Source organism: Bacillus sp. FMQ74 (assembly GCF_001875785.1).
Classification (GTDB): Bacteria; Bacillota; Bacilli; order Bacillales; family Bacillaceae; genus Bacillus; species Bacillus stercoris.
Map to the genome: position 1 here is coordinate 779397 of NZ_MOEO01000001.1, position 21564 is coordinate 800960.

Consider the following 21564-nt stretch of genomic DNA (forward strand, 5'->3'; position numbering starts at 1 on the left):
AACTCGGAAAGGGTGAAAGCGAGATGGATCATCGTATGGAAAACACAGAAGAAGAGCGCTCTGAAAAAAATGATGCGAAAGACAGCATTATGAATAAAATACAGCAGCTTGGTGAAACGACACTTCCACAGCTGCCCCAAGATACAAATATTCATTGTCTGACTATAATCGGACAAATAGAAGGCCATGTTCAGCTTCCTCCGCAAAACAAAACAACAAAATATGAGCATGTCATCCCACAGATTGTGGCAATTGAACAAAATCCTAAAATTGAAGGCCTTCTAATTATATTAAATACTGTCGGAGGAGATGTTGAAGCCGGTCTGGCAATTGCGGAAATGCTGGCATCTTTATCGAAACCGACCGTTTCTATCGTGCTTGGCGGGGGTCATTCCATCGGCGTTCCGATTGCTGTATCCTGTGATTACAGCTATATCGCCGAAACAGCAACGATGACGATTCACCCCGTTAGGCTCACCGGTCTGGTCATCGGGGTGCCGCAAACGTTTGAATACCTGGATAAGATGCAAGAAAGAGTTGTTAAATTTGTCACAAGCCATTCCAATATAACTGAAGAGAAGTTTAAAGAGCTAATGTTTTCAAAAGGAAACTTAACACGCGACATCGGAACAAATGTAGTTGGTAAGGATGCAGTTGAATACGGATTGATTGATCACGCAGGCGGTGTCGGACAGGCAATCAATAAACTGAATGAGCTCATAGAGGCAGCGAGGAAAGAAGAAGGACGGATGATTCAATGATTCTGTATACCGTGATGCCGCAGGAAATTGTGTTTGCAGAACAGAACCAAGAAACGAGCGCACATGAGCAAATTGAATATAAAGGTGTACCGCTTCTGGTCGAAATGAAAGGAAATGAAGCGGAAGTCATTCAAATTATGAGCACAAACCCAATGCATTTTCTGCATCCGGACATTTCACCGGGACAAAAGCTGAAATTAAACGTATAAGAATCCAACCCTTTTTTAAGGGCAAAATATGCTATAATAGGGGAATCCTACAGAAAAAACGCAGCCTGTAAACGGCTGCTTTCTTCATTATGTATGAACTTACATTTTTTAACGCAGTAAGGTGATGAGTGTGGCAAAGAAAAAACGAAAATCAAGAAAAAAACAGGCGAAACAGCTCAATATAAAATACGAACTCAACGGACTGCTGTGTATAGCCATTTCAATTATCGCAATCTTGCAGCTGGGGGTAGTCGGGCAAACGTTTATCTATTTGTTCCGCTTTTTTGCCGGAGAGTGGTTTATTTTATGCTTGTTAGGTTTATTGGTGTTGGGAGTCTCGTTGTTTTGGAAGAAGAAAACCCCAAGCCTATTAACGAGACGAAAGGCGGGGTTGTACTGTATCATCGCAAGCATATTGCTGCTTTCTCACGTGCAGCTGTTTAAAAATTTGACGCACAAAGGGACTATTGAGTCCGCAAGCGTGGTCCGAAATACGTGGGAATTGTTTTTGATGGACATGAATGGCAGCTCTGCTTCACCTGATTTAGGCGGAGGGATGATCGGTGCGCTGCTGTTTGCAGCTTCACACTTTTTGTTTGCATCAACTGGTTCTCAGATCATGGCGATTGTCATGATTTTGATAGGAATGATTTTAGTCACAGGACGCTCACTGCAAGAAACGCTGAAAAAGTGGATGAGCCCGATTGGACGCTTTATAAAAGAACAATGGTTGGCATTTATTGATGATATGAAATCCGTCAAATCAAATATGCAGTCATCGAAAAAAACAAAAGCGCCTAGCAAAAAACAAAAACCGGTCCGCAAAAAACAGCAAATGGAACCGGAGCCTTCTGATGAAGAGGGGGATTCTGAGACAGAATCGCCTCTTGTCCATTCAGAACCAATTATCTCAAGCTTTTCTGATCGTAATGAAGAGGATGAGTCTCCAGTTATAGAAAAGCGCACCGAACCTGTATCGGAGCCGCTTCAGGACATCCAACCAGAGACAGGTGATCAGGAAACTGTTTCTGCTCCTCCTATGACCTTTACGGAGCTTGAAAATAAGGATTACGAGATGCCGTCACTGGATTTACTGGCAGATCCAAAGCATACCGGCCAGCAGGCTGATAAAAAGAATATTTATGAAAATGCGAGAAAGCTTGAACGGACCTTCCAAAGCTTTGGCGTAAAAGCGAAAGTCACACAGGTTCATCTCGGGCCGGCCGTAACAAAATACGAAGTGTATCCTGATGTCGGAGTGAAGGTTAGCAAAATTGTCAATTTAAGCGATGATTTAGCGCTGGCGCTTGCTGCGAAGGATATCAGGATCGAAGCGCCTATACCAGGCAAATCAGCAATCGGAATTGAGGTTCCAAACGCAGAAGTGGCAATGGTTTCGCTGAAGGAAGTGTTGGAGTCTAAATTAAATGACAGACCGGACGCGAAGCTGTTAATTGGACTTGGCCGCAATATTTCAGGTGAAGCTGTATTGGCTGAGTTAAATAAGATGCCCCACCTTTTGGTCGCAGGCGCAACCGGAAGCGGAAAAAGTGTCTGTGTCAACGGCATTATTACAAGTATTTTAATGCGCGCAAAACCGCATGAAGTGAAAATGATGATGATCGATCCTAAAATGGTAGAGCTGAATGTCTACAATGGGATTCCGCATCTGCTTGCTCCGGTTGTAACCGATCCGAAAAAAGCATCGCAGGCTTTGAAAAAGGTTGTCAATGAAATGGAGCGGCGGTACGAATTATTTTCTCATACGGGTACACGAAATATTGAAGGATACAATGATTATATAAAACGCGCCAACAATGAAGAAGGAGCGAAACAGCCGGAGCTTCCTTATATTGTTGTCATTGTGGACGAGCTTGCCGATCTCATGATGGTCGCTTCGTCTGATGTGGAAGATTCGATTACGAGATTGTCCCAAATGGCGCGGGCTGCCGGCATCCATCTCATTATTGCGACGCAGCGGCCTTCGGTGGATGTAATCACAGGGGTGATCAAAGCGAACATTCCGTCACGAATCGCGTTCAGCGTATCTTCACAGACGGATTCAAGGACCATTCTTGACATGGGAGGCGCTGAGAAGCTTCTCGGCCGCGGCGATATGTTATTTTTACCTGTAGGGGCTAACAAACCTGTCCGTGTGCAAGGAGCGTTTTTGTCGGATGACGAAGTGGAGAAGGTCGTCGACCATGTGATTACGCAGCAGAAAGCGCAATATCAAGAAGAAATGATTCCTGAGGAGACAACGGAAACTCATTCCGAGGTTACTGATGAACTTTATGATGAAGCTGTTGAATTAATCGTCGGCATGCAGACGGCATCTGTTTCAATGCTGCAAAGAAGATTCAGAATCGGTTATACGAGAGCGGCGCGCCTGATTGACGCAATGGAGGAACGCGGCGTTGTCGGGCCGTATGAAGGCAGCAAACCTAGGGAAGTCTTATTATCAAAAGAGAAATATGATGAGCTCTCTTCTTAATGAAGGGAGTTCCATTTTCCTTTAGTTATCAATAATAACATTATGTAAACTGATAACCTTTCTATTTATTTTTTCGACAAAACATGATATAGTTGTCCCAATTGTTCAATAATTTTTATCGAAAGTGGTTTACGGAGGGGAAACATGTCTACAAAAGCTGATAATCGGCACTTGTATTTGAAAGTAATTGAACGAATTAAAGAGGATATAAAAAATGGGATCTACACTGAGAAGGAAAAGCTGCCTTCTGAATTTGAGCTTTCCAAAAAGCTAGGTGTCAGCAGAGCGACGCTAAGAGAAGCCTTGCGGATACTGGAAGAAGAGCATGTGATTATCAGAAGGCATGGTGTAGGCACTTTTGTCCATTCTAAGCCGTTATTTCTTTCGGGCATTGAACAGCTGAACAGTGTAACGAAGATGATAGAACAGGCAAATATGACCCCTGGCACGATTTTTCTGTCATCACAAGTACTTATGCCGTCTGAGGATGATACGAAGAGATTTCATTTGGCAGAAGGGCAAGAACTTTTTTACCTTGAACGTGTTAGAACAGCTGACGGACAGCCGATTGTATATTGTATAGACAAAATTCCGATGAATATTTTGCCGAATTCTTTTTCTCATCAGCAAGAATCTATGTTTGACCTGCTTGAGAAAAATTCAGGCTCTGTAATCAGTTATGCAGTAACTGATATAGAACCGATCGGCTATCACGATACCATTTCTCCAGTGCTGGAATGCGATCCGGAAACAGCACTTTTACTTTTAAAACAAACCCATTACGATCAGCACGATAAACCGGTGCTTTACTCGTTAAATTATTTCAGAGCGGATAAATTCAGATTTCATGTTTTGCGTAAACGATTCTAAAAACGGACGCTTGTGTGTCTGTTTTTTTATTTGCACTGATTCATGTTTCTTTGTACATACTTTCATTCCGGTTAACGCAATATATAAGAGATGACAAGAAAGTGAATGGGTGAAAATGTTGAGAAAGAAAAATGGAATGAAAAATATTATTGCATTGTCTTCCGTCCCGCTTGTGATGACACTCGGGAACTCCATGCTGATTCCTGTTCTTCCGATGATGGAAAAAAAGCTGTCGGTGACTTCATTTCAAGTGTCGTTAATCATTACTGTATATTCAGTAGTGGCAATTATTTGCATTCCGATTGCCGGATATTTGTCGGATCGTTTCGGGAGAAAAAAAATATTGCTTCCATGTCTCCTCATTGCAGGATTAGGTGGAGTGGTGGCTGCTTTTGCCTCAACCTACATGAAAAATCCTTATGCTATGATCTTGGCGGGGCGGGTTCTTCAAGGCATCGGTTCTGCAGGTGCTGCTCCTATCGTCATGCCGTTTATCGGTGACCTGTTTGAAGGAGACGATGAAAAGGTCAGCGCTGGACTTGGGGATATTGAAACCGCTAATACGTCAGGGAAGGTACTGAGTCCCATACTTGGCGCATTACTGGCTTCCTGGTACTGGTTTGTACCGTTTTGGTTTATTCCGTTTTTCTGTTTGATCAGCTTTTTGCTCGTATTGTTTTTAGTGGCCAAGCCTGAAGAAGATGAAGATGCGCCTGCGGTTTCTGAGTTTATCAAGAGCGTGAAGAAAATCTTTAAGCAAGATGGGCGCTGGCTTTATACGGTCTTCATTATCGGGTGTGTCATTATGTTTTTGTTATTTGGCGTATTATTTTATTTGTCAGATACGCTGGAGAACAAGTATGCCATTGACGGAGTAGCTAAAGGCGGATTACTGGCAATCCCACTTTTGTTTTTGTCAACCAGTTCTTTTATAGCTGGCAAAAAGATCGGTAAAGATAAAGGCCGAATGAAATTTTGCGTTGTGACAGGAATGATTCTGTTAACCCTGTCGTTTATTGCCTTGTGGTGGAACCACAGTTTTTATTTTTTATTTGTCTTTTTAAGCTTTGGCGGGATTGGGATTGGAATGGCTCTTCCTGCTTTAGATGCATTGATAACCGAAGGAATTGAAAGTGAACAATGCGGAACCATTTCCTCCTTCTACAATAGCATGCGCTTTATAGGAGTAGCTCTCGGCCCACCTGTTTTTGCTGCATTAATGTCAAATGCAAACTGGATTATTTTCATACTCTCGGCGTTTTGCAGCATTGTTTCTTTATTCTTAGTGCTCTTTACTGTAGATGCTAAAAAAAGTGAAGAAGAAGAGAAAAACTTAGGGACGGTCTAGCCAACCGTCTTTTTTTGCGCGCCCTGTCATTCAAACCATCGTCGAGATTGAAAAAGAACTTACTATACCGTATGCGGAGGTTATTGTTTCCTTATAAATCCTACAGTTGCTATAATTACATGAAAGAGTGTTTCTGCGTATGCTTAAAATTGGTCATAATACATACTAATGAAGAAATGAACGAAGGAGGTTCCATATGTCATATGTTAATGAACTCAAAACTAAGCACGGCGGTTTAACCGCACACATTGTAGAAACAGAAAAATTTAAAACTGTCTCGCTTATTTTTAAGATGCTTGCGCCGCTGACAAAGGATCAAGTCACCAAAAGAGCGCTTCTTCCGCATGTGCTTCTTCGCGGAACGAAAAGCCATCCGAAAACAGCAGAATTGCGTTCCTATTTGGATGAGCTGTATGGCACGTCAGTATCGGCGGATCTTACGAAAAAAGGAGAGCGGCACGTCATTACGTTCAGGCTTGAAATCCCGAATGAAAAATATTTAAAAGACCAAACACCGCTTCTTGAGAAAGGGCTTCAGCTTCTCGCAGAAATCGTCTTTTCACCTGCTTTAGAGGGGGGCGCTTTTCAGCCACAATATGTGGCTCAAGAAAAACGGACGCTTAAGCAAAGAATTCAAGCCGTCTATGATGATAAAATGCGCTACTCGAATTTAAGGCTGATACAGGAAATGTGCAAAAATGAGCCTTACGCGCTCCATGTCAATGGTGTAATCGACGATGTCGATGACATTACGGCAGAGCAATTATACGAAACATACCAAAGCGCTATCCAAAAAGACCAGCTTGATCTTTATATTGTTGGTGATGTGGACAGTAAGCAGGTGCAAACGGCCATTAATAAATATTTCCAAACGGAAGAGCGCACTCTTGGCATGATTGAAAACAATCGGGCTGATGAAAAAGTTCAGCCAAAAGAAGTGATTGATGAGGAAGATGTCAAACAAGGAAAGCTGAATATCGGCTACCGCACCGGCATCACTTATACAGATCAGGACTATCCTGCTTTACAAGTGTTTAACGGATTGTTCGGCGGATTCTCTCACTCTAAACTTTTCATTAACGTTCGGGAAAAAGCCAGTCTTGCTTACTACGCCGCTTCGCGTATAGAAAGTTTTAAAGGCTTGTTAATGGTGATGTCAGGCATTGAAGTGAAAAATTACGAACAGGCTGTTTCGATTATTGCGGAGCAATTTCAGGCAATGAAAAACGGCGATTTCAGTGAGCAGGACATTGCACAGACAAAGGCCGTCATCCGAAATCAAGTGCTGGAAACGATTGATACTGCTTATGGTTTAACTGAATTTTTATATCAGCAGGCCGCTGCTCAAGTCGAGATTCCTATCGAAGACTTTCTTGCCAATATTGAGAATGTCACAAAAGAGAATATCATAAAAGCCGGCGAAAAGATTCAGCTTGATACGACTTATTTCTTAAAAGGGACGGAGGGAGCATCTTGATCAAACCAATCGAATATGAACAGCTTCAGGAGACGCTGTATCATGAAAAAATGTCCAACGGCCTTGACGTATACGTTTTGCCGAAAAAAGGCTTCAACAAGACATATGCGGTCTTTACAACAAAGTACGGCTCAATAGATAACCGGTTTGTCCCTTTAGATAAAAATGAGATGGTTCACGTGCCGGACGGGATCGCCCATTTTCTTGAGCACAAGCTGTTTGAAAAAGCGGACGGAGATGTTTTTCAAGATTTCAGCAAACAGGGTGCTTCTGCCAATGCGTTTACGTCATTTACAAGAACGGCTTATCTTTTCTCAAGCACATCAAATGTTGAACGCAATTTAGAGACGCTCATCGATTTCGTGCAGGACCCATATTTCACTGAAAAAACGGTTGAAAAAGAAAAAGGGATTATCGGGCAGGAGATTAACATGTACGATGATAACCCTGATTGGAGGCTTTACTTCGGAGTCATTGAAAACATGTACAAAGAGCATCCTGTCAGAATTGATATAGCGGGAACAGTGGAAAGCATTTCACATATTACAAAAGATCTTCTTTATGAATGCTATGAAACGTTTTATCACCCGAGCAACATGCTCCTATTCATTGTCGGCCCAGTAGATCCTGAAGCGATCATTTCTCAGGTAAGAGAAAATCAGGAGAAAAAGCCGTATACCGATCAGCCGGAAATCAAACGTGAAGAAGTGAAAGAGCAAGAAGCGGTTTTCCGAAAAGAAAAAGAGATCAAAATGAACGTGCAGGGACCGAAATGCCTTGTAGGGCTAAAATCAAAGAACCCGTTTAGATTAGGCAAAGAGCTGTTAAAGCATGAACTTTCTATGAACTTATTGCTTGAAGCTCTTTTCGGCAAAAGCTCTGCCCAGTATGAATCACTTTATGAAAAAGGATATATTGACGAAACGTTCAGCTTTGATTTTACTGCTGAATATGGGTTCGGTTTTGCAGCGATCGGTGGAGATACGCCTGATCCTGATCAATTGGCTGAAGACGTTTCAAGCATGCTTTTGCGCGCGGGCGAATTGATTACCGCTGAAAAGATTGAATTGGCCAGAAAGAAAAAGATCGGTACATTCTTAAAAGCGCTGAATTCCCCTGAATACATCGCCAATCAATTTACCCGATATGCATTTTTGGATATGAGCCTGTTTGACGTTGTAACGGTACTCGAGCAGATTACTATCGAGGATGTGCAGAAAGTTATACAAGAGGAAATTGCTGCAGACAGACTGACTGTATGCAAGGTTGTTCCTAAATCATAAACAAAACATCCCTCCAGTGTGAGGGGTGTTTTTGTGCGGAAAGAGGGAAAGAGGATGAACAAAACAGCACTAATCACCGGAGCAAGCGGCGGCATTGGCAAAAGCATCAGCGAAACCCTTGCGGCTAAGGGATACAATCTGCTGCTTCATTACAATACAAATCAAAACGCGGCAGCGGAGCTTGCTGAAAAACTTAGAGAGATGTTTGGGGTGCACGCGGAGATATTGCAAGCCGATCTGTCCGAGCCAGAAGGGGCAGATCAGCTGACAAGTTCAATTGTTCAGCCGATTGATGCGATTGTTTTAAACAGCGGAAGAAGCCATTTTGGACTGATTACGGATGTGGATAACGTAACAGTCCAGGAAATGGTTCAGCTCCATGTGGCGAGTCCGTATATGCTGACCCGAAACCTTCTTCCAGGCATGATTCGGAATAAATCGGGAGCAATTGTGGCTGTCAGCTCGATTTGGGGAGAGACTGGGGCATCCTGTGAAGTGCTGTACAGCATGGCAAAGGGAGCTCAGCATTCGTTTGTAAAAGGACTGGCTAAGGAGCTGGCGCCAAGCGGAATCAGGGTAAACGCGGTAGCGCCAGGCGCGGTTGATACAAATATGATGAATCAATTCACTCCGTCTGAAAAAGAAGAGATCGCTGATGAGATCCCGATCGGCCGGCTGGCCCGGCCACAGGAAATTGCTGATGCAACAGCTTTTCTCCTGTCTGAAAAAGCATCATATATCACCGGCCAAATTCTGTCGGTGAATGGCGGCTGGCACTGCTGATCCGAAAATATTCGGTGTATAGTTTCTTTTGCGAAGGACACAATAATCTTGTAACTTCACATGAAATGGAGGAAACAAGCATGTCAGTATTAGAAAACTGGGATAGCTGGAAAAACTTCCTTGGCGACCGTCTGAACTATGCGCAAGATAAAGGTATGAGCCAGGATACTATTACAGATCTTGCGACAGAAATCGGCAGCTACTTGGCTAATGAAGTGGAATCTAAGAACGAGCAGGAAAAAGTGCTGGCAGATCTTTGGAGTGTAGCATCAAAAGATGAACAGCACGCCATTGCCAATATGATGGTTAAGCTTGTTGAAAATAACAGCACTCACTAGGAAGAGAGGGATTTTTCCTCTCTTTTTTATGTTTTCTTCATCACAGCAACATTCTTCTTTCTAATTAGAGAAAAATGCTTTATGATAAAGGAAGGTAAAATTTTGCCACAATGAAGGGGGTATATCATTTGGCAAAGCTCGAATGGTATTTTGAATATGAAATTCAAGTGAACCGCCCCGGACTGCTCGGGGATATTTCATCTCTTCTTGGGATGCTTTCTATTAACATCGTAACGATAAACGGCGTCGATCTTTCTAGAAGGGGAATGCTCCTCAGGTGCCGCCATATAGATCAAATTAAACGATTAGAATCAATCTTAAAAACGATGGAAACAATTAAAGTAACGAAGCTTAGAGAACCGAGGCTTCGCGACCGTCTTGCCGTACGCCACGGCCGTTATATTCAACGGGATGCCGATGATAAGAAAACGTTCCGCTTTGAACGGGACGAGCTTGGCTTATTAGTCGATTTTATGGCCGAATTGTTCAAAAAAGAAGGCCATAAATTAATCGGAATCAGAGGAATGCCGCGTGTCGGAAAAACGGAATCGATTGTGGCCTCCAGTGTGTGTGCAAGCAAAAGGTGGCTGTTTGTGTCCTCAACCTTGCTGAAGCAGACGATAAGAAGCCAGCTGATTGCCGAAGAATACAGCACTGAAAATGTCTTTATCGTTGACGGAATTGTGTCAACACGAAGAGGATCGGAACGCCATCTCCAGCTGGTCCGAGAAATTATGCGGCTTCCGGCAACCAAAGTGGTGGAGCATCCGGACATATTCGTTCAAAATACAGAGTATACACTAGATGACTTTGATTATATTATTGAACTGAGAAATGACCCTGATGAGGTTATTACATATGAACATGCCGAGGAACCCCAAATGTTTGATCAATCCGGGTTTTCAAGCTTTGATTTTTAAAATTGGAAGGTGTTTGTTGTGACTGAACTAGGAATCCGGCTCAAAGAAGCCAGAGAGGAAAAAGCAATGTCATTGGATGATCTCCAAGCGGCAACAAAGATTCAAAAAAGGTATTTAACCGCCTTGGAGGAAGGAAACTATGACATTATTCCGGGGAAGTTTTATGTTCGGGCATTCATCAAGCAATATGCAGAAGCCGTTGGGCTTGATGCGGATCAGCTGTTTGAGGAGCATAAAAAAGATATCCCGAATACGTATCATGACGATGTGTCTGAAAAAATCTCCGGCATGAATCTTCAAAAGGAAATGCCAAAGCCAGCATCTAAGGCGCTGGAGCTGCTGCCAACGATACTAGTCATTCTCGGCGTGATTGTCGTGATTGCAATTGTGTACGCGATCATTCAATTTGCGAATCACAAAAACAGTGATGATCACAATGCGGCATCAGAAAAAGCAATTACGCAAAGTGAGAGCAAGTACGAAATCCCTAAAGATTCAACGCTGAAGGAGAATCAAAATAACAGCTCTGAAAAAGAGACAGACACTAAAAAAGAAACGAAAGAAAACGAAGATAAGAAAAAAGAAAATGACAGTGATAAGCTGGAGGTTAAAGCTGCTGGCACTGAAGGGTCGTTAACGACTTATGAAGTGTCCGGCGCTGATAACATCGAGCTTGAATTGAAGGCGTCGGACAGCTCTTGGATTCGGGTGCGCGATGAAAACAGCAGCTCTTTAAAAGAAGGAACGCTGAAAAAAGACGAAACCTATAAAAAAGACATAACTGATCAGAAACAAGTTGAAATCCGCACAGGTTATGCACCTAATCTGAAAATAAAAATCAACGGCAAGGTTCTTTCATATGAACTTGATCCGAAAAAAGTGATGGCACAAACCATAAAGATTGTAAATAAAAAGGAAGAAAAGTCATCTTAATTACCAGATGACTTTTCTTCACGTCCGAGTATGAAATTGGAGGGGCTTTATGTTTAACTTACCAAATAAAATCACACTAGCTAGAATCGCATTAATCCCAATCTTCATGATTATCATGCTGGCGCCGTTTGACTGGGGCAGGCTCGAAATTGGAGACGAATCGATCCCGATCGCACACTTGGCGGGGGCCATTCTATTTATTATTGCATCTACAACAGATTGGGTTGACGGATATTATGCCCGAAAACTGAACCTCGTAACAAACTTCGGGAAATTTCTTGATCCGCTTGCAGACAAGCTGCTTGTATCCGCAGCGTTAATTATTCTTGTTCAATTTGATCTCGCTCCAGCTTGGATGGTCATTGTGATTATCAGCAGGGAGTTTGCTGTAACGGGTTTAAGGCTTGTCTTAGCCGGAACAGGAGAAGTCGTAGCTGCTAACATGCTTGGTAAAATCAAAACATGGGCACAGATTATTGCGGTATCCGCATTGCTTCTTCATAATCTTCCATTTGAACTTGTGTCATTCCCGTTTGCTGACTTGGCGCTGTGGGTAGCCGTCTTCTTTACTGTCGTCTCAGGCTGGGAATATTTCTCTAAAAACTGGGAAGCGTTAAAAACATCTAATTAAGAAAGAAGGACTTCGTCATGGAATTTCCAAAAAAAGCAGAAATTATTGCCGTCGGTTCAGAGCTGCTGCTTGGACAGATCGCCAATACAAATGCTCAATTTATCAGCAAACAGCTCGCTGAAATCGGAGTGAACGTATTTTATCATACAGCGGTCGGAGATAATCCAGAACGGCTGAAGCAGGTCATCCGCATTGCTGAAGAACGCTCTGATTTCATTATTTTTTCAGGAGGTCTTGGACCCACAAAAGATGACCTGACGAAAGAAACGATTGCAAATACGCTAGGGCGTCCGCTTGTGTTAAATGATGAGGCATTCAAATCCATTGAGGATTATTTCAAGCGAACAAAACGCACGATGTCACCTAATAACCGAAAACAGGCGCTTGTGCTCGAAGGCTCTGACGTGCTGGCGAATCACTTTGGAATGGCCCCGGGAATGCTCATAGAGCATGAATCGCGCTTCTATATGCTTCTTCCTGGGCCGCCGAGCGAATTGCGTCCAATGTTTGAAAACGAGGCAAAGCCTCTTCTGCTGAAAAAGATGGGTTCAAATGAAAAAATTGTGTCCACCGTTCTTCGCTTTTTCGGTATCGGCGAATCTCAGCTTGAAGCCGATTTGGAAGATATTATTGATGCACAAACCAACCCGACAATCGCTCCTTTGGCTGCTGATGGAGAGGTGACGCTGCGTCTGACAGCCAAACACGCCGATGAAAAGGAAACAGAGCGTCTGTTAAAAGAAACAGAGGCCGTTATCTTAGAGCGTGTCGGTGAATTTTTCTATGGGTACGATGATACTTCTCTTGTAAAAGAGCTATCTAAAGCATGTAAGGAAAAAGGCATTACAATCTCTGCGGCAGAAAGCTTTACCGGCGGGCTGTTTTCTGAATGGCTGACGGATCATAGCGGTGCCTCAAAAATATTTGCCGGGGGCGTCGTTTGCTATACAAACGACGTGAAGCAGAATGTGCTTGGTGTCAAGAAGGACACATTAGACAGTTTTGGAGCGGTCAGCAAGGAGTGCGCATCCGAACTGGCTAAGGGTGTTCAAAAACTCACTGGCAGCGATATCGGCATTAGCTTTACTGGTGTAGCAGGACCTGATGCTCAAGAAGGGCATGAGCCTGGGCATGTGTTTATCGGCATTTCCGCAAATGGTAAAGAAGAGGTTCACGAGTTTCACTTTGCGGGCTCCAGAACGGGAATCAGAAAACGCGGAGCTAAATACGGCTGCCATTTAATCTTAAAGCTTTTAGAGCAAAAATAATATTTTCAGCACATTATCCTCCTAAGAAAACATGATTTCTCTGATACATTATGATATTTTGATAGGAATCACGCCAAGAAAAAATCCGAATATGCGTTCGCTTTTTTCTTGGCAAATCCCTTCAAACAGGGTATAGTATATGTAGTGGTAACATAAAGGAGGAAAAAATAGAATGAGTGATCGTCAGGCAGCCTTAGATATGGCTCTTAAACAAATAGAAAAACAGTTCGGCAAAGGTTCCATTATGAAACTGGGAGAAAAGACAGATACAAGAATTTCTACTGTCCCAAGCGGCTCCCTCGCCCTTGATACAGCACTGGGAATTGGCGGATATCCGCGCGGACGGATTATTGAAGTATACGGTCCTGAAAGCTCAGGTAAAACAACTGTGGCGCTTCATGCGATTGCTGAAGTTCAGCAGCAGGGCGGACAAGCCGCGTTTATCGATGCGGAGCATGCGTTAGATCCGGTATACGCGCAAAAGCTCGGTGTTAACATTGAAGAGCTTTTACTGTCTCAGCCTGACACAGGCGAGCAGGCGCTTGAAATTGCGGAAGCATTAGTTCGAAGCGGGGCAGTTGACATTGTTGTTGTCGACTCTGTAGCCGCTCTCGTTCCGAAAGCGGAAATTGAAGGCGACATGGGAGATTCGCATGTCGGTCTACAGGCACGCTTAATGTCTCAAGCGCTTCGTAAGCTTTCAGGGGCAATTAACAAATCGAAGACAATCGCGATTTTCATTAACCAAATTCGTGAAAAAGTCGGCGTTATGTTCGGGAACCCGGAAACAACTCCTGGCGGCCGTGCACTGAAATTCTATTCTTCCGTGCGTCTAGAAGTGCGCCGTGCTGAACAGCTGAAACAAGGCAATGACGTAATGGGGAACAAAACGAAAATCAAAGTCGTGAAAAACAAGGTGGCTCCGCCGTTCCGTACAGCCGAGGTTGACATTATGTACGGAGAAGGCATTTCAAAAGAAGGAGAAATCATTGATCTAGGAACTGAACTTGATATCGTGCAAAAAAGCGGTTCATGGTACTCTTATGAAGAAGAGCGTCTTGGCCAAGGCCGTGAAAATGCAAAACAATTCCTGAAAGAAAATAAAGATATCATGCTGATGATCCAGGAGCAAATTCGCGAACATTACGGCTTGGATAATAACGGAGTAGTGCAGCAGCAAGCTGAAGAGACACAAGAAGAACTCGAATTTGAAGAATAAAAATAAAATAAGTTTCAAATGATACAAAAGGCTGAGTGAAAAACTCAGCTTTTTTGTATTTTGCAAAAAAAATGATAAAAATATTGCTTTTTTTGACAACTTTTTTAGGGCTTTATTCGTCTAACAAAACGTGTGCAAAATGGAATTTATTTTGGGAGGAAAAAATGAATGACGAGCCCAACCCGCAGAAGAACTGCGAAACGCAGACGGAGAAAACTAAATAAAAGAGGAAAACTTTTGCTTGGTCTTTTAGCAGTGATGGTTTGCATTACGATTTGGAATGCGCTTCATCGGAATAGTGAAGAAAACGAGCCATCTCAAGAAACTGCAGCGGTTTCAAATACCGATCAGAAAAAAGAGGTCAAAAAGAAAACTGCCAAAAAATCAGAGGAACAAATCAAAACAGTAGACCGAAATCAAAACATCAGCAATTATTTAAAAGAGATCGGTTTCAGCGGAACCGCTATGATTGTCAGAAATGGAGAAATCGTAACAAATAAAGGTTTTGGCTATGCAGACCGTGAACATCACATTCAAAATAATCCATTGACGTCTTTTTACGTCGGTTCGTCACAAAAAGCGCTGATTGCAACCGCTATTTTGCAGCTTGAGGAAAAGGGGAAACTTCAGACAAGTGATCCGGTAAGCACGTATTTACCTCATTTTCCTAACGGACAAACGATTACTTTGAAGAATCTGCTTACACATACATCGGGGATAAACGGACATATTGAAGGAAACGGCGCCATTACCCCGGACGATTTAATAAAAGACATAGAACTTCAGGGAATCAAACGTCAGCCGGGCGTATGGGACTACAAGGATTCCAACTATTCTGTTCTCGCTTATATCATTGCTGAAGTAAGCGGTGAGCCCTATGAAAAGTACATAAAGAATCATATTTTTAAACCGGCGGGAATGACGCATGCAGGCTTTTACAAAACATATGAAAAAGAACCTTATCCTGCCGTCGGGTACAAGGTAAAGGGCAGCAGAACGGTTACACCGTATATACCTGATCTATCTCAGCTGTATGGAGCCGGCGATATTTATATGAGCGCTATAGATATGTACAAATTTGACCAAGCGCTGATAGACGGAAAACTGTATTCACAAAAAAGCTATGAAAAGATGTTTACGCCAGGGAGCAGCTCCACATACGGCATGGGATTTTATGTTGCTCCCGGAAGCTATTCAAACCATGGCGTTATGCCGGGCTTCAATATCTTGAACAGCTTTAGCAAATCTGGGCAAACCATTGTTATTTTGTTCTCAAACATTCAAAATAACGCTAAATTAGGCCAAGTGAACAATAAAATATATCAGCTTCTGAATCAAGAATGATCCGTGATCTTTTTTTGGATGAATTGCATTCGGCACGGGAAAAGACGTCGGGTCTGCAAACGTTAAGATGGCAAGCTTGACAAGTATTTCCGACACATTTACAATGAAGTTGTAACATTTGTTTTTTTAACATGATTGTTAAACCATTTAAACTTGACAAGGGCGATGAACATACTCATTCCCTGTGAAGGTTCTGTATGTTGAGAAAACTAGACAATGTACATGCCGACACTTATTTAAGCAACAACCAAGTTCATAGCAAGAGGAGGTGAAAGTATGACCCCAATTATGATGGTTCTCATCTCCATTTTGCTGATTCTACTCGGTTTAGTTGTTGGCTACTTTGTTCGTAAAACCATTGCCGAAGCGAAAATTGCGGGCGCACGCGGTGCAGCCGAGCAAATTCTTGAAGATGCAAAGCGTGATGCTGAAGCACTGAAAAAAGAAGCTCTGCTTGAAGCAAAGGATGAAATCCACAAACTTCGAATAGATGCTGAACAGGAAGTTCGTGAAAGACGAAATGAGCTTCAAAAACAAGAAAACCGTTTACTCCAAAAGGAGGAAAACCTTGATCGCAAACATGAGGGAATTGATAAACGGGAAGCGATGTTGGAGAAGAAAGATCATTCTCTGAATGAACGACAACAACATATTGAAGAGATGGAAAGCAAAGTGGATGAGATGATTCGTATGCAGCAGTCAGAGTTGGAACGAATTTCGAGTCTGACTCGTGATGAAGCAAAGCAAATCATTCTTGAGCGGGTTGAAAACGAGCTTTCACATGATATCGCCATCATGACAAAAGAAACTGAAAACCGTGCGAAAGAAGAGGCGGATAAGAAAGCGAAAAACATTCTTTCACTCGCCTTACAGCGCTGCGCAGCGGACCACGTTGCCGAAACAACGGTATCAGTTGTCAATCTTCCAAATGATGAGATGAAAGGACGTATCATCGGACGAGAAGGGCGTAACATTCGTACGCTTGAAACGCTGACAGGAATTGACCTGATTATTGATGATACACCTGAAGCTGTCATTCTTTCCGGATTTGATCCGATCAGACGTGAGACAGCCAGAATTGCTCTTGATAAACTCGTTCAGGATGGCCGAATTCATCCGGCACGGATTGAAGAAATGGTTGAAAAATCTCGTCGCGAGGTCGATGACTATATTCGTGAGATGGGTGAACAGACAACATTTGAGGTTGGTGTTCACGGCCTCCACCCAGATCTCATCAAGATCCTCGGCCGCTTAAAGTTCCGTACAAGCTACGGTCAAAATGTGCTTAAGCATTCTATGGAAGTCGCATTCTTGGCCGGTCTAATGGCATCGGAGCTTGGTGAAGACGCAAAGCTTGCCAAACGTGCGGGTCTTCTTCACGACATCGGTAAAGCAATTGACCATGAAGTAGAAGGAAGCCACGTTGAAATCGGGGTAGAGCTTGCGACCAAATATAAAGAGCACCCAGTCGTGATTAACAGTATTGCATCACACCACGGGGATGAGGAGCCGACTTCCATTATCGCTGTGCTAGTCGCTGCAGCAGATGCGCTTTCCGCTGCAAGGCCTGGCGCGAGAAGTGAGACGCTCGAGAATTATATTCGAAGACTTGAAAAACTCGAAGAAATTTCTGAGTCCTACGAAGGTGTTGAAAAATCATTTGCCATTCAGGCTGGACGCGAAGTGCGCATTATGGTGAAGCCGGATTCAATTAATGATCTTGAAGCTCATCGACTGGCGCGAGATATCCGCAAGCGAATTGAGGACGAGCTCGATTATCCAGGTCATATTAAGGTGACTGTAATCAGAGAAACTCGTGCCGTAGAGTATGCAAAATAAAGTGATGCGCTAAGCATCACTTTATTTTTTTGACGGCTAAGGAATTTTCAAGAAGAAAGGATTTACAAAATGAGAATTTTATTTATCGGAGATGTTGTCGGTTCACCGGGCCGTGACATGGTCAAAGAATATGTACCAAAGTTAAAAACAAAATATAAGCCTCACTTTACCATTATTAATGGTGAAAACGCCGCACATGGAAAAGGCCTGACGGAAAAAATTTATCACAGCTTAATCCAGTCCGGCGCAGATGTAATCACAATGGGGAACCACACATGGGACAAAAAAGAAATTTTTGATTTTATAGATGAGGTTCCGAATTTGGTTCGCCCGGCAAACTTTCCTGAAGGAACACCGGGGAAAGGGATCACATATGTGAAAGCAAACGGCAAAGAACTTGCAGTTATGAATTTGCAGGGACGTACGTTTTTACCGCCGCTTGATGACCCGTTTTTAAAAGCGGATGAATTGATTGCTGAAGCTGCGAAAAGAACACCGTACATTTTTATCGACTTTCATGCCGAAGCGACAAGTGAAAAGCTCGCGCTTGGCTGGTACACGGATGGACGGGCATCAGCTGTTGTAGGAACTCATACACACGTGCAGACAGCGGATAACCGCATTTTGCCGAAGGGAACGGCATATATTACTGATGTAGGAATGACTGGCCCATATGACGGTATACTGGGAATGGACAGAGAGACGATTATTAAACGATTCAAAACGAACCTTCCAGTCCGGTTTACTGTCGCTGAAGGGAAAACAACGCTCAGCGGAGTTGTCATTGACATAGATGATCAAACGAAAAAAGCCGTGAAAATCGAGCGTATTTTAATCAATGATGATCACATGTTCTTTGAATAATTGAACATAGGTTATTTTATAAAAATATTAAAAAGAAAAGCAGGAATATAGCAACTCCTTAGTGAATATAGTAAAAATGGAAGGTAGCCCGCTATTTTTGAAAAGCATTGTGGGGATGGCTTTTTGGATAGCAACATCTAATAATGATTGTTCTAATGAACACTCACTTATCCATTGTAAAACTAAGGGGGAGCAGAAATGGAAATCTTAAAAGTTTCAGCAAAATCGAGTCCAAATTCAGTGGCAGGTGCGCTTGCAGGCGTGTTGAGAGAGCGAGGAGCCGCCGAGATTCAAGCGATCGGAGCGGGTGCATTAAACCAGGCTGTAAAAGCTGTGGCGATTGCCAGGGGATTTGTGGCGCCTAGCGGCGTTGATTTGATTTGTATTCCGGCTTTTACAGATATTCAAATTGATGGGGAAGAAAGAACAGCGATTAAATTAATCGTGGAGCCTCGCTAAAAACAAATAAAGCATTCTCAACCTGTTTGCGTAATGCAAACAGGTTGTTTTTCATTTATTGTGATATTTTCTCCCGATAGTATTTTTGGCATATAATGGGCTAATATGCAAAATCAGAAATGAGCTAAAACGGTTCAAAAAAAATTCCGCCCATTTTTCAAGACAGATACTTTTGTCCTTCTGAAAAAGACAGTGCTGTTTACGCTTATTACATATCATGGTACAATCCGAATGTAACAAGAATTTTTCAAGGAGGATTGTACATGCAGAGTGGAAAGATGAAAGCTCTAATGAAAAAGGACGGGGCGTTCGGTGCTGTGCTGACTGAAGTTCCTATTCCTGAGATTGATAAACATGAAGTCCTCATAAAAGTGAAAGCTGCTTCCATATGCGGCACGGATGTGCACATTTATAATTGGGATCAATGGGCACGTCAGAGAATCAAAACACCCTATGTTTTCGGTCATGAGTTCAGCGGAATTGTTGAAGCTGTGGGAGAGAATGTCAGCGGTGTAAAAGTAGGAGAGTATGTGTCGGCGGAAACACACATTGTCTGCGGTGAATGTGTCCCTTGTGTAACAGGAAAATCTCATGTTTGTACCAATACTGCTATTATTGGAGTGGACACGGCAGGCTGTTTTGCGGAATATGTAAAAGTTCCCGCTGATAACATCTGGAGAAATCCTGCTGATATGGACCCGTCGATTGCTTCTATTCAAGAGCCTTTAGGAAATGCAGTTCATACCGTACTCGAGAGCCAGCCTGCAGGAGGAACGACTGCAGTGATTGGATGCGGACCGATTGGTCTTATGGCTGTTGCGGTTGCAAAAGCAGCAGGAGCTTCTCAGGTGATAGCAATCGATAAGAATGAATACAGGCTGAGTCTTGCCAAACAAATGGGAGCGACTTGTACTGTTTCTATTGAAAAAGAAGACCCGCTCAAAATTGTAAGCGCTTTAACTAATGGAGAAGGCGCAGATCTTGTTTGTGAGATGTCCGGCCATCCCTCAGCGATTGCCCAAGGTCTTGCGATGGCTGCGAATGGCGGGAGGTTTCATATTCTGAGCTTGCCGGAACATCCGGTGACAATTGATTTAACGAATAAAGTGGTATTTAAAGGGCTTACGATCCAAGGAATCACAGGAAGAAAAATGTTTTCAACCTGGCGCCAGGTGTCTCAACTGATCAGTTCAAACGTGCTCAATCTATCACCTGTTATTACCCATCAGTTTCCGTTAGAGGAGTTTGAAAAAGGTTTCGAACTGATGAGAAGCGGCCAGTGCGGAAAAGTAATTTTAATTCCATAAAAGGGGGATAAACATGACCAAGGAATTTGAGTTTTTAAAAGCAGAGCTTGATAGAATGAAAGAAAACCATACATGGCAAGACATAAAACAGCTTGAATCTATGCAGGGCCCATCTGTCACAGTGAATCATCAAAAAGTCATTCAGCTTTCTTCTAATAATTACCTCGGTTTTACTTCACATCCTAGACTCATCAACGCCGCACAGGAGGCCGTACAGCAGTATGGAGCCGGCACCGGATCAGTGAGAACGATTGCCGGTACATTTACCATGCATCAAGAACTTGAGAAAAAGCTGGCAGCCTTTAAAAAAACGGAGGCGGCACTTGTATTCCAATCAGGCTTCACAACGAACCAAGGCGTACTTTCAAGTATTCTTTCAAAAGAGGATATTGTCATCTCAGATGAGCTGAACCATGCCTCTATTATTGACGGAATTCGACTGACAAAGGCGGATAAAAAGGTGTATCAGCACGTCGATATGAGTGATTTAGAGCGGGTGCTGAGAAAGTCAATGAATTATCGGATGCGTCTGATTGTGACAGACGGCGTATTTTCCATGGATGGCAACATAGCTCCTTTGCCTGATATTGTAGAGCTCGCTGAGAAATATGACGCATTTGTGATGGTGGATGACGCCCATGCATCCGGAGTGCTTGGCGAAAACGGCAGAGGAACGGTGAATCACTTCGGTCTGGACGGCAGAGTCCATATTCAGGTCGGAACACTAAGCAAGGCAATCGGAGTGCTCGGCGGCTATGCTGCAGGTTCAAAGGTGCTGATCGATTATTTGCGCCATAAAGGCCGTCCTTTTTTATTCAGCACATCCCATCCGCCTGCTGTCACTGCCGCGTGTATGGAAGCGATCGATGTCTTGCTGGAAGAGCCGGAGCATATGGAGCGCTTGTGGGAGAATACCGCTTATTTTAAAGCAATGCTTGTAAAAATGGGTCTGACTCTCACGAAGAGTGAAACGCCGATTCTTCCTATTTTAATAGGTGATGAAGGTGTGGCAAAGCAATTTTCTGATCAGCTCCTTTCTCGAGGCGTTTTTGCCCAAAGCATCGTTTTTCCGACTGTAGCAAAGGGAAAAGCCAGAATTCGCACGATTATAACAGCTGAGCATACCAAAGATGAACTGGATCAGGCACTTGATGTCATCGAAAAGACGGCAAAGGAGCTCCAGCTATTGTAGGAGGAAGAGTAAACTCTTCCTCTTT

20 protein-coding genes are annotated in these 21564 nt (G+C 43.1%); all 20 read left to right on the forward strand.

The window, feature by feature from the left end; genetic code table 11:
* The first annotated feature begins 23 nt into the window (after positions 1-23).
* The gene (tepA, locus tag BLL41_RS04150) at positions 24-761 is read left to right on the forward strand and encodes a translocation-enhancing protein TepA (RefSeq protein ID WP_071576877.1); all 738 of its coding nucleotides are present in this window, start codon (positions 24-26) and stop codon (positions 759-761) included.
* On the forward strand, positions 758-970 hold the full coding sequence (locus tag BLL41_RS04155) for a YlzJ-like family protein (protein WP_003231871.1): 213 nt from the start codon (positions 758-760) through the stop codon (positions 968-970). Before tepA ends, BLL41_RS04155 begins: the two co-directional genes overlap by 4 nt.
* Positions 971-1100: 130 nt before the next feature.
* Positions 1101-3464 (forward strand): DNA translocase SpoIIIE, encoded by a 2364-nt coding sequence (gene spoIIIE, locus BLL41_RS04160; RefSeq protein ID WP_071576878.1) that lies wholly within the window; start codon positions 1101-1103, stop codon positions 3462-3464.
* Positions 3465-3608: 144 nt separating this feature from the next.
* Entirely contained in the window at positions 3609-4334 is a 726-nt protein-coding gene (locus tag BLL41_RS04165) for a GntR family transcriptional regulator (RefSeq protein WP_003245732.1), read from the forward strand.
* A gap of 136 nt (positions 4335-4470) precedes the next feature.
* Positions 4471-5682, forward strand: a complete 1212-nt coding sequence (gene bcbE, locus BLL41_RS04170; protein WP_083427934.1) for a bacillibactin exporter BcbE — start codon at positions 4471-4473, stop codon at positions 5680-5682.
* A 196-nt stretch (positions 5683-5878) separates the two neighbouring features.
* Complete coding sequence (gene yfmF, locus BLL41_RS04175; RefSeq protein ID WP_071576880.1) at positions 5879-7159, forward strand: EF-P 5-aminopentanol modification-associated protein YfmF; 1281 nt, start codon at positions 5879-5881, stop codon at positions 7157-7159.
* Positions 7156-8442 carry an EF-P 5-aminopentanol modification-associated protein YfmH gene (gene yfmH / locus BLL41_RS04180; protein ID WP_040083147.1) on the forward strand — a complete coding sequence of 429 codons (1287 nt, stop codon included), beginning with the start codon at positions 7156-7158 and terminating at the stop codon, positions 8440-8442. The genes yfmF and yfmH overlap by 4 nt, the downstream gene beginning before the upstream one ends.
* Positions 8443-8496: 54 nt before the next feature.
* On the forward strand, positions 8497-9225 hold the full coding sequence (ymfI, locus tag BLL41_RS04185) for an elongation factor P 5-aminopentanone reductase (RefSeq protein WP_071576881.1): 729 nt from the start codon (positions 8497-8499) through the stop codon (positions 9223-9225).
* Positions 9226-9305: 80 nt separating this feature from the next.
* Complete coding sequence (locus BLL41_RS04190; protein WP_003245199.1) at positions 9306-9563, forward strand: DUF3243 domain-containing protein; 258 nt, start codon at positions 9306-9308, stop codon at positions 9561-9563.
* A gap of 128 nt (positions 9564-9691) precedes the next feature.
* Positions 9692-10483, forward strand: coding sequence for a DUF3388 domain-containing protein (locus BLL41_RS04195; RefSeq protein ID WP_071576882.1), 792 nt, complete (start codon positions 9692-9694; stop codon positions 10481-10483).
* A gap of 18 nt (positions 10484-10501) precedes the next feature.
* A complete protein-coding gene (gene rodZ, locus BLL41_RS04200; RefSeq protein ID WP_071576883.1) occupies positions 10502-11416 on the forward strand; it encodes a cell shape determination protein RodZ in 915 nt (304 codons plus the stop codon).
* Positions 11417-11465: 49 nt separating this feature from the next.
* Positions 11466-12047, forward strand: a complete 582-nt coding sequence (gene pgsA, locus BLL41_RS04205; RefSeq protein WP_071576884.1) for a CDP-diacylglycerol--glycerol-3-phosphate 3-phosphatidyltransferase — start codon at positions 11466-11468, stop codon at positions 12045-12047.
* A gap of 17 nt (positions 12048-12064) precedes the next feature.
* Entirely contained in the window at positions 12065-13315 is a 1251-nt protein-coding gene (locus BLL41_RS04210) for a competence/damage-inducible protein A (RefSeq protein ID WP_071576885.1), read from the forward strand.
* Between the two features lie 172 nt (positions 13316-13487).
* Complete coding sequence (recA, locus tag BLL41_RS04215) at positions 13488-14534, forward strand: recombinase RecA (protein ID WP_003245789.1); 1047 nt, start codon at positions 13488-13490, stop codon at positions 14532-14534.
* Positions 14535-14702: 168 nt separating this feature from the next.
* Positions 14703-15878: a serine hydrolase domain-containing protein gene (locus BLL41_RS04220; RefSeq protein ID WP_071576886.1), complete on the forward strand. Its 1176-nt coding sequence runs from the start codon at positions 14703-14705 to the stop codon at positions 15876-15878.
* A gap of 276 nt (positions 15879-16154) precedes the next feature.
* Positions 16155-17717, forward strand: coding sequence for a ribonuclease Y (gene rny / locus BLL41_RS04225; RefSeq protein ID WP_003221010.1), 1563 nt, complete (start codon positions 16155-16157; stop codon positions 17715-17717).
* Positions 17718-17786: 69 nt separating this feature from the next.
* Positions 17787-18581 (forward strand): 2',3'-cyclic-nucleotide 2'-phosphodiesterase, encoded by a 795-nt coding sequence (ymdB, locus tag BLL41_RS04230; protein WP_071576887.1) that lies wholly within the window; start codon positions 17787-17789, stop codon positions 18579-18581.
* Between the two features lie 198 nt (positions 18582-18779).
* Positions 18780-19040: a stage V sporulation protein SpoVS gene (gene spoVS, locus BLL41_RS04235; protein WP_003154135.1), complete on the forward strand. Its 261-nt coding sequence runs from the start codon at positions 18780-18782 to the stop codon at positions 19038-19040.
* A 263-nt stretch (positions 19041-19303) separates the two neighbouring features.
* Positions 19304-20347 carry an L-threonine 3-dehydrogenase gene (gene tdh / locus BLL41_RS04240; protein WP_071576888.1) on the forward strand — a complete coding sequence of 348 codons (1044 nt, stop codon included), beginning with the start codon at positions 19304-19306 and terminating at the stop codon, positions 20345-20347.
* 13 nt (positions 20348-20360) lie between these two features.
* Complete coding sequence (locus BLL41_RS04245; RefSeq protein WP_071576889.1) at positions 20361-21539, forward strand: glycine C-acetyltransferase; 1179 nt, start codon at positions 20361-20363, stop codon at positions 21537-21539.
* Positions 21540-21564: the final 25 nt, after the last annotated feature.

Coding starts and splice junctions, on each gene's coding strand:
- tepA (WP_071576877.1), top strand. CDS start 24: ATGGATCATCGTATGGAAAACACAGAAGAAGAGCGCTCTGAAAAAAAT.
- BLL41_RS04155 (WP_003231871.1), top strand. CDS start 758: ATGATTCTGTATACCGTGATGCCGCAGGAAATTGTGTTTGCAGAACAG.
- BLL41_RS04165 (WP_003245732.1), top strand. CDS start 3,609: ATGTCTACAAAAGCTGATAATCGGCACTTGTATTTGAAAGTAATTGAA.
- bcbE (WP_083427934.1), top strand. CDS start 4,471: ATGAAAAATATTATTGCATTGTCTTCCGTCCCGCTTGTGATGACACTC.
- yfmF (WP_071576880.1), top strand. CDS start 5,879: ATGTCATATGTTAATGAACTCAAAACTAAGCACGGCGGTTTAACCGCA.
- ymfI (WP_071576881.1), top strand. CDS start 8,497: ATGAACAAAACAGCACTAATCACCGGAGCAAGCGGCGGCATTGGCAAA.
- BLL41_RS04190 (WP_003245199.1), top strand. CDS start 9,306: ATGTCAGTATTAGAAAACTGGGATAGCTGGAAAAACTTCCTTGGCGAC.
- pgsA (WP_071576884.1), top strand. CDS start 11,466: ATGTTTAACTTACCAAATAAAATCACACTAGCTAGAATCGCATTAATC.
- BLL41_RS04210 (WP_071576885.1), top strand. CDS start 12,065: ATGGAATTTCCAAAAAAAGCAGAAATTATTGCCGTCGGTTCAGAGCTG.
- recA (WP_003245789.1), top strand. CDS start 13,488: ATGAGTGATCGTCAGGCAGCCTTAGATATGGCTCTTAAACAAATAGAA.
- BLL41_RS04220 (WP_071576886.1), top strand. CDS start 14,703: ATGACGAGCCCAACCCGCAGAAGAACTGCGAAACGCAGACGGAGAAAA.
- rny (WP_003221010.1), top strand. CDS start 16,155: ATGACCCCAATTATGATGGTTCTCATCTCCATTTTGCTGATTCTACTC.
- ymdB (WP_071576887.1), top strand. CDS start 17,787: ATGAGAATTTTATTTATCGGAGATGTTGTCGGTTCACCGGGCCGTGAC.
- spoVS (WP_003154135.1), top strand. CDS start 18,780: ATGGAAATCTTAAAAGTTTCAGCAAAATCGAGTCCAAATTCAGTGGCA.
- tdh (WP_071576888.1), top strand. CDS start 19,304: ATGCAGAGTGGAAAGATGAAAGCTCTAATGAAAAAGGACGGGGCGTTC.
- BLL41_RS04245 (WP_071576889.1), top strand. CDS start 20,361: ATGACCAAGGAATTTGAGTTTTTAAAAGCAGAGCTTGATAGAATGAAA.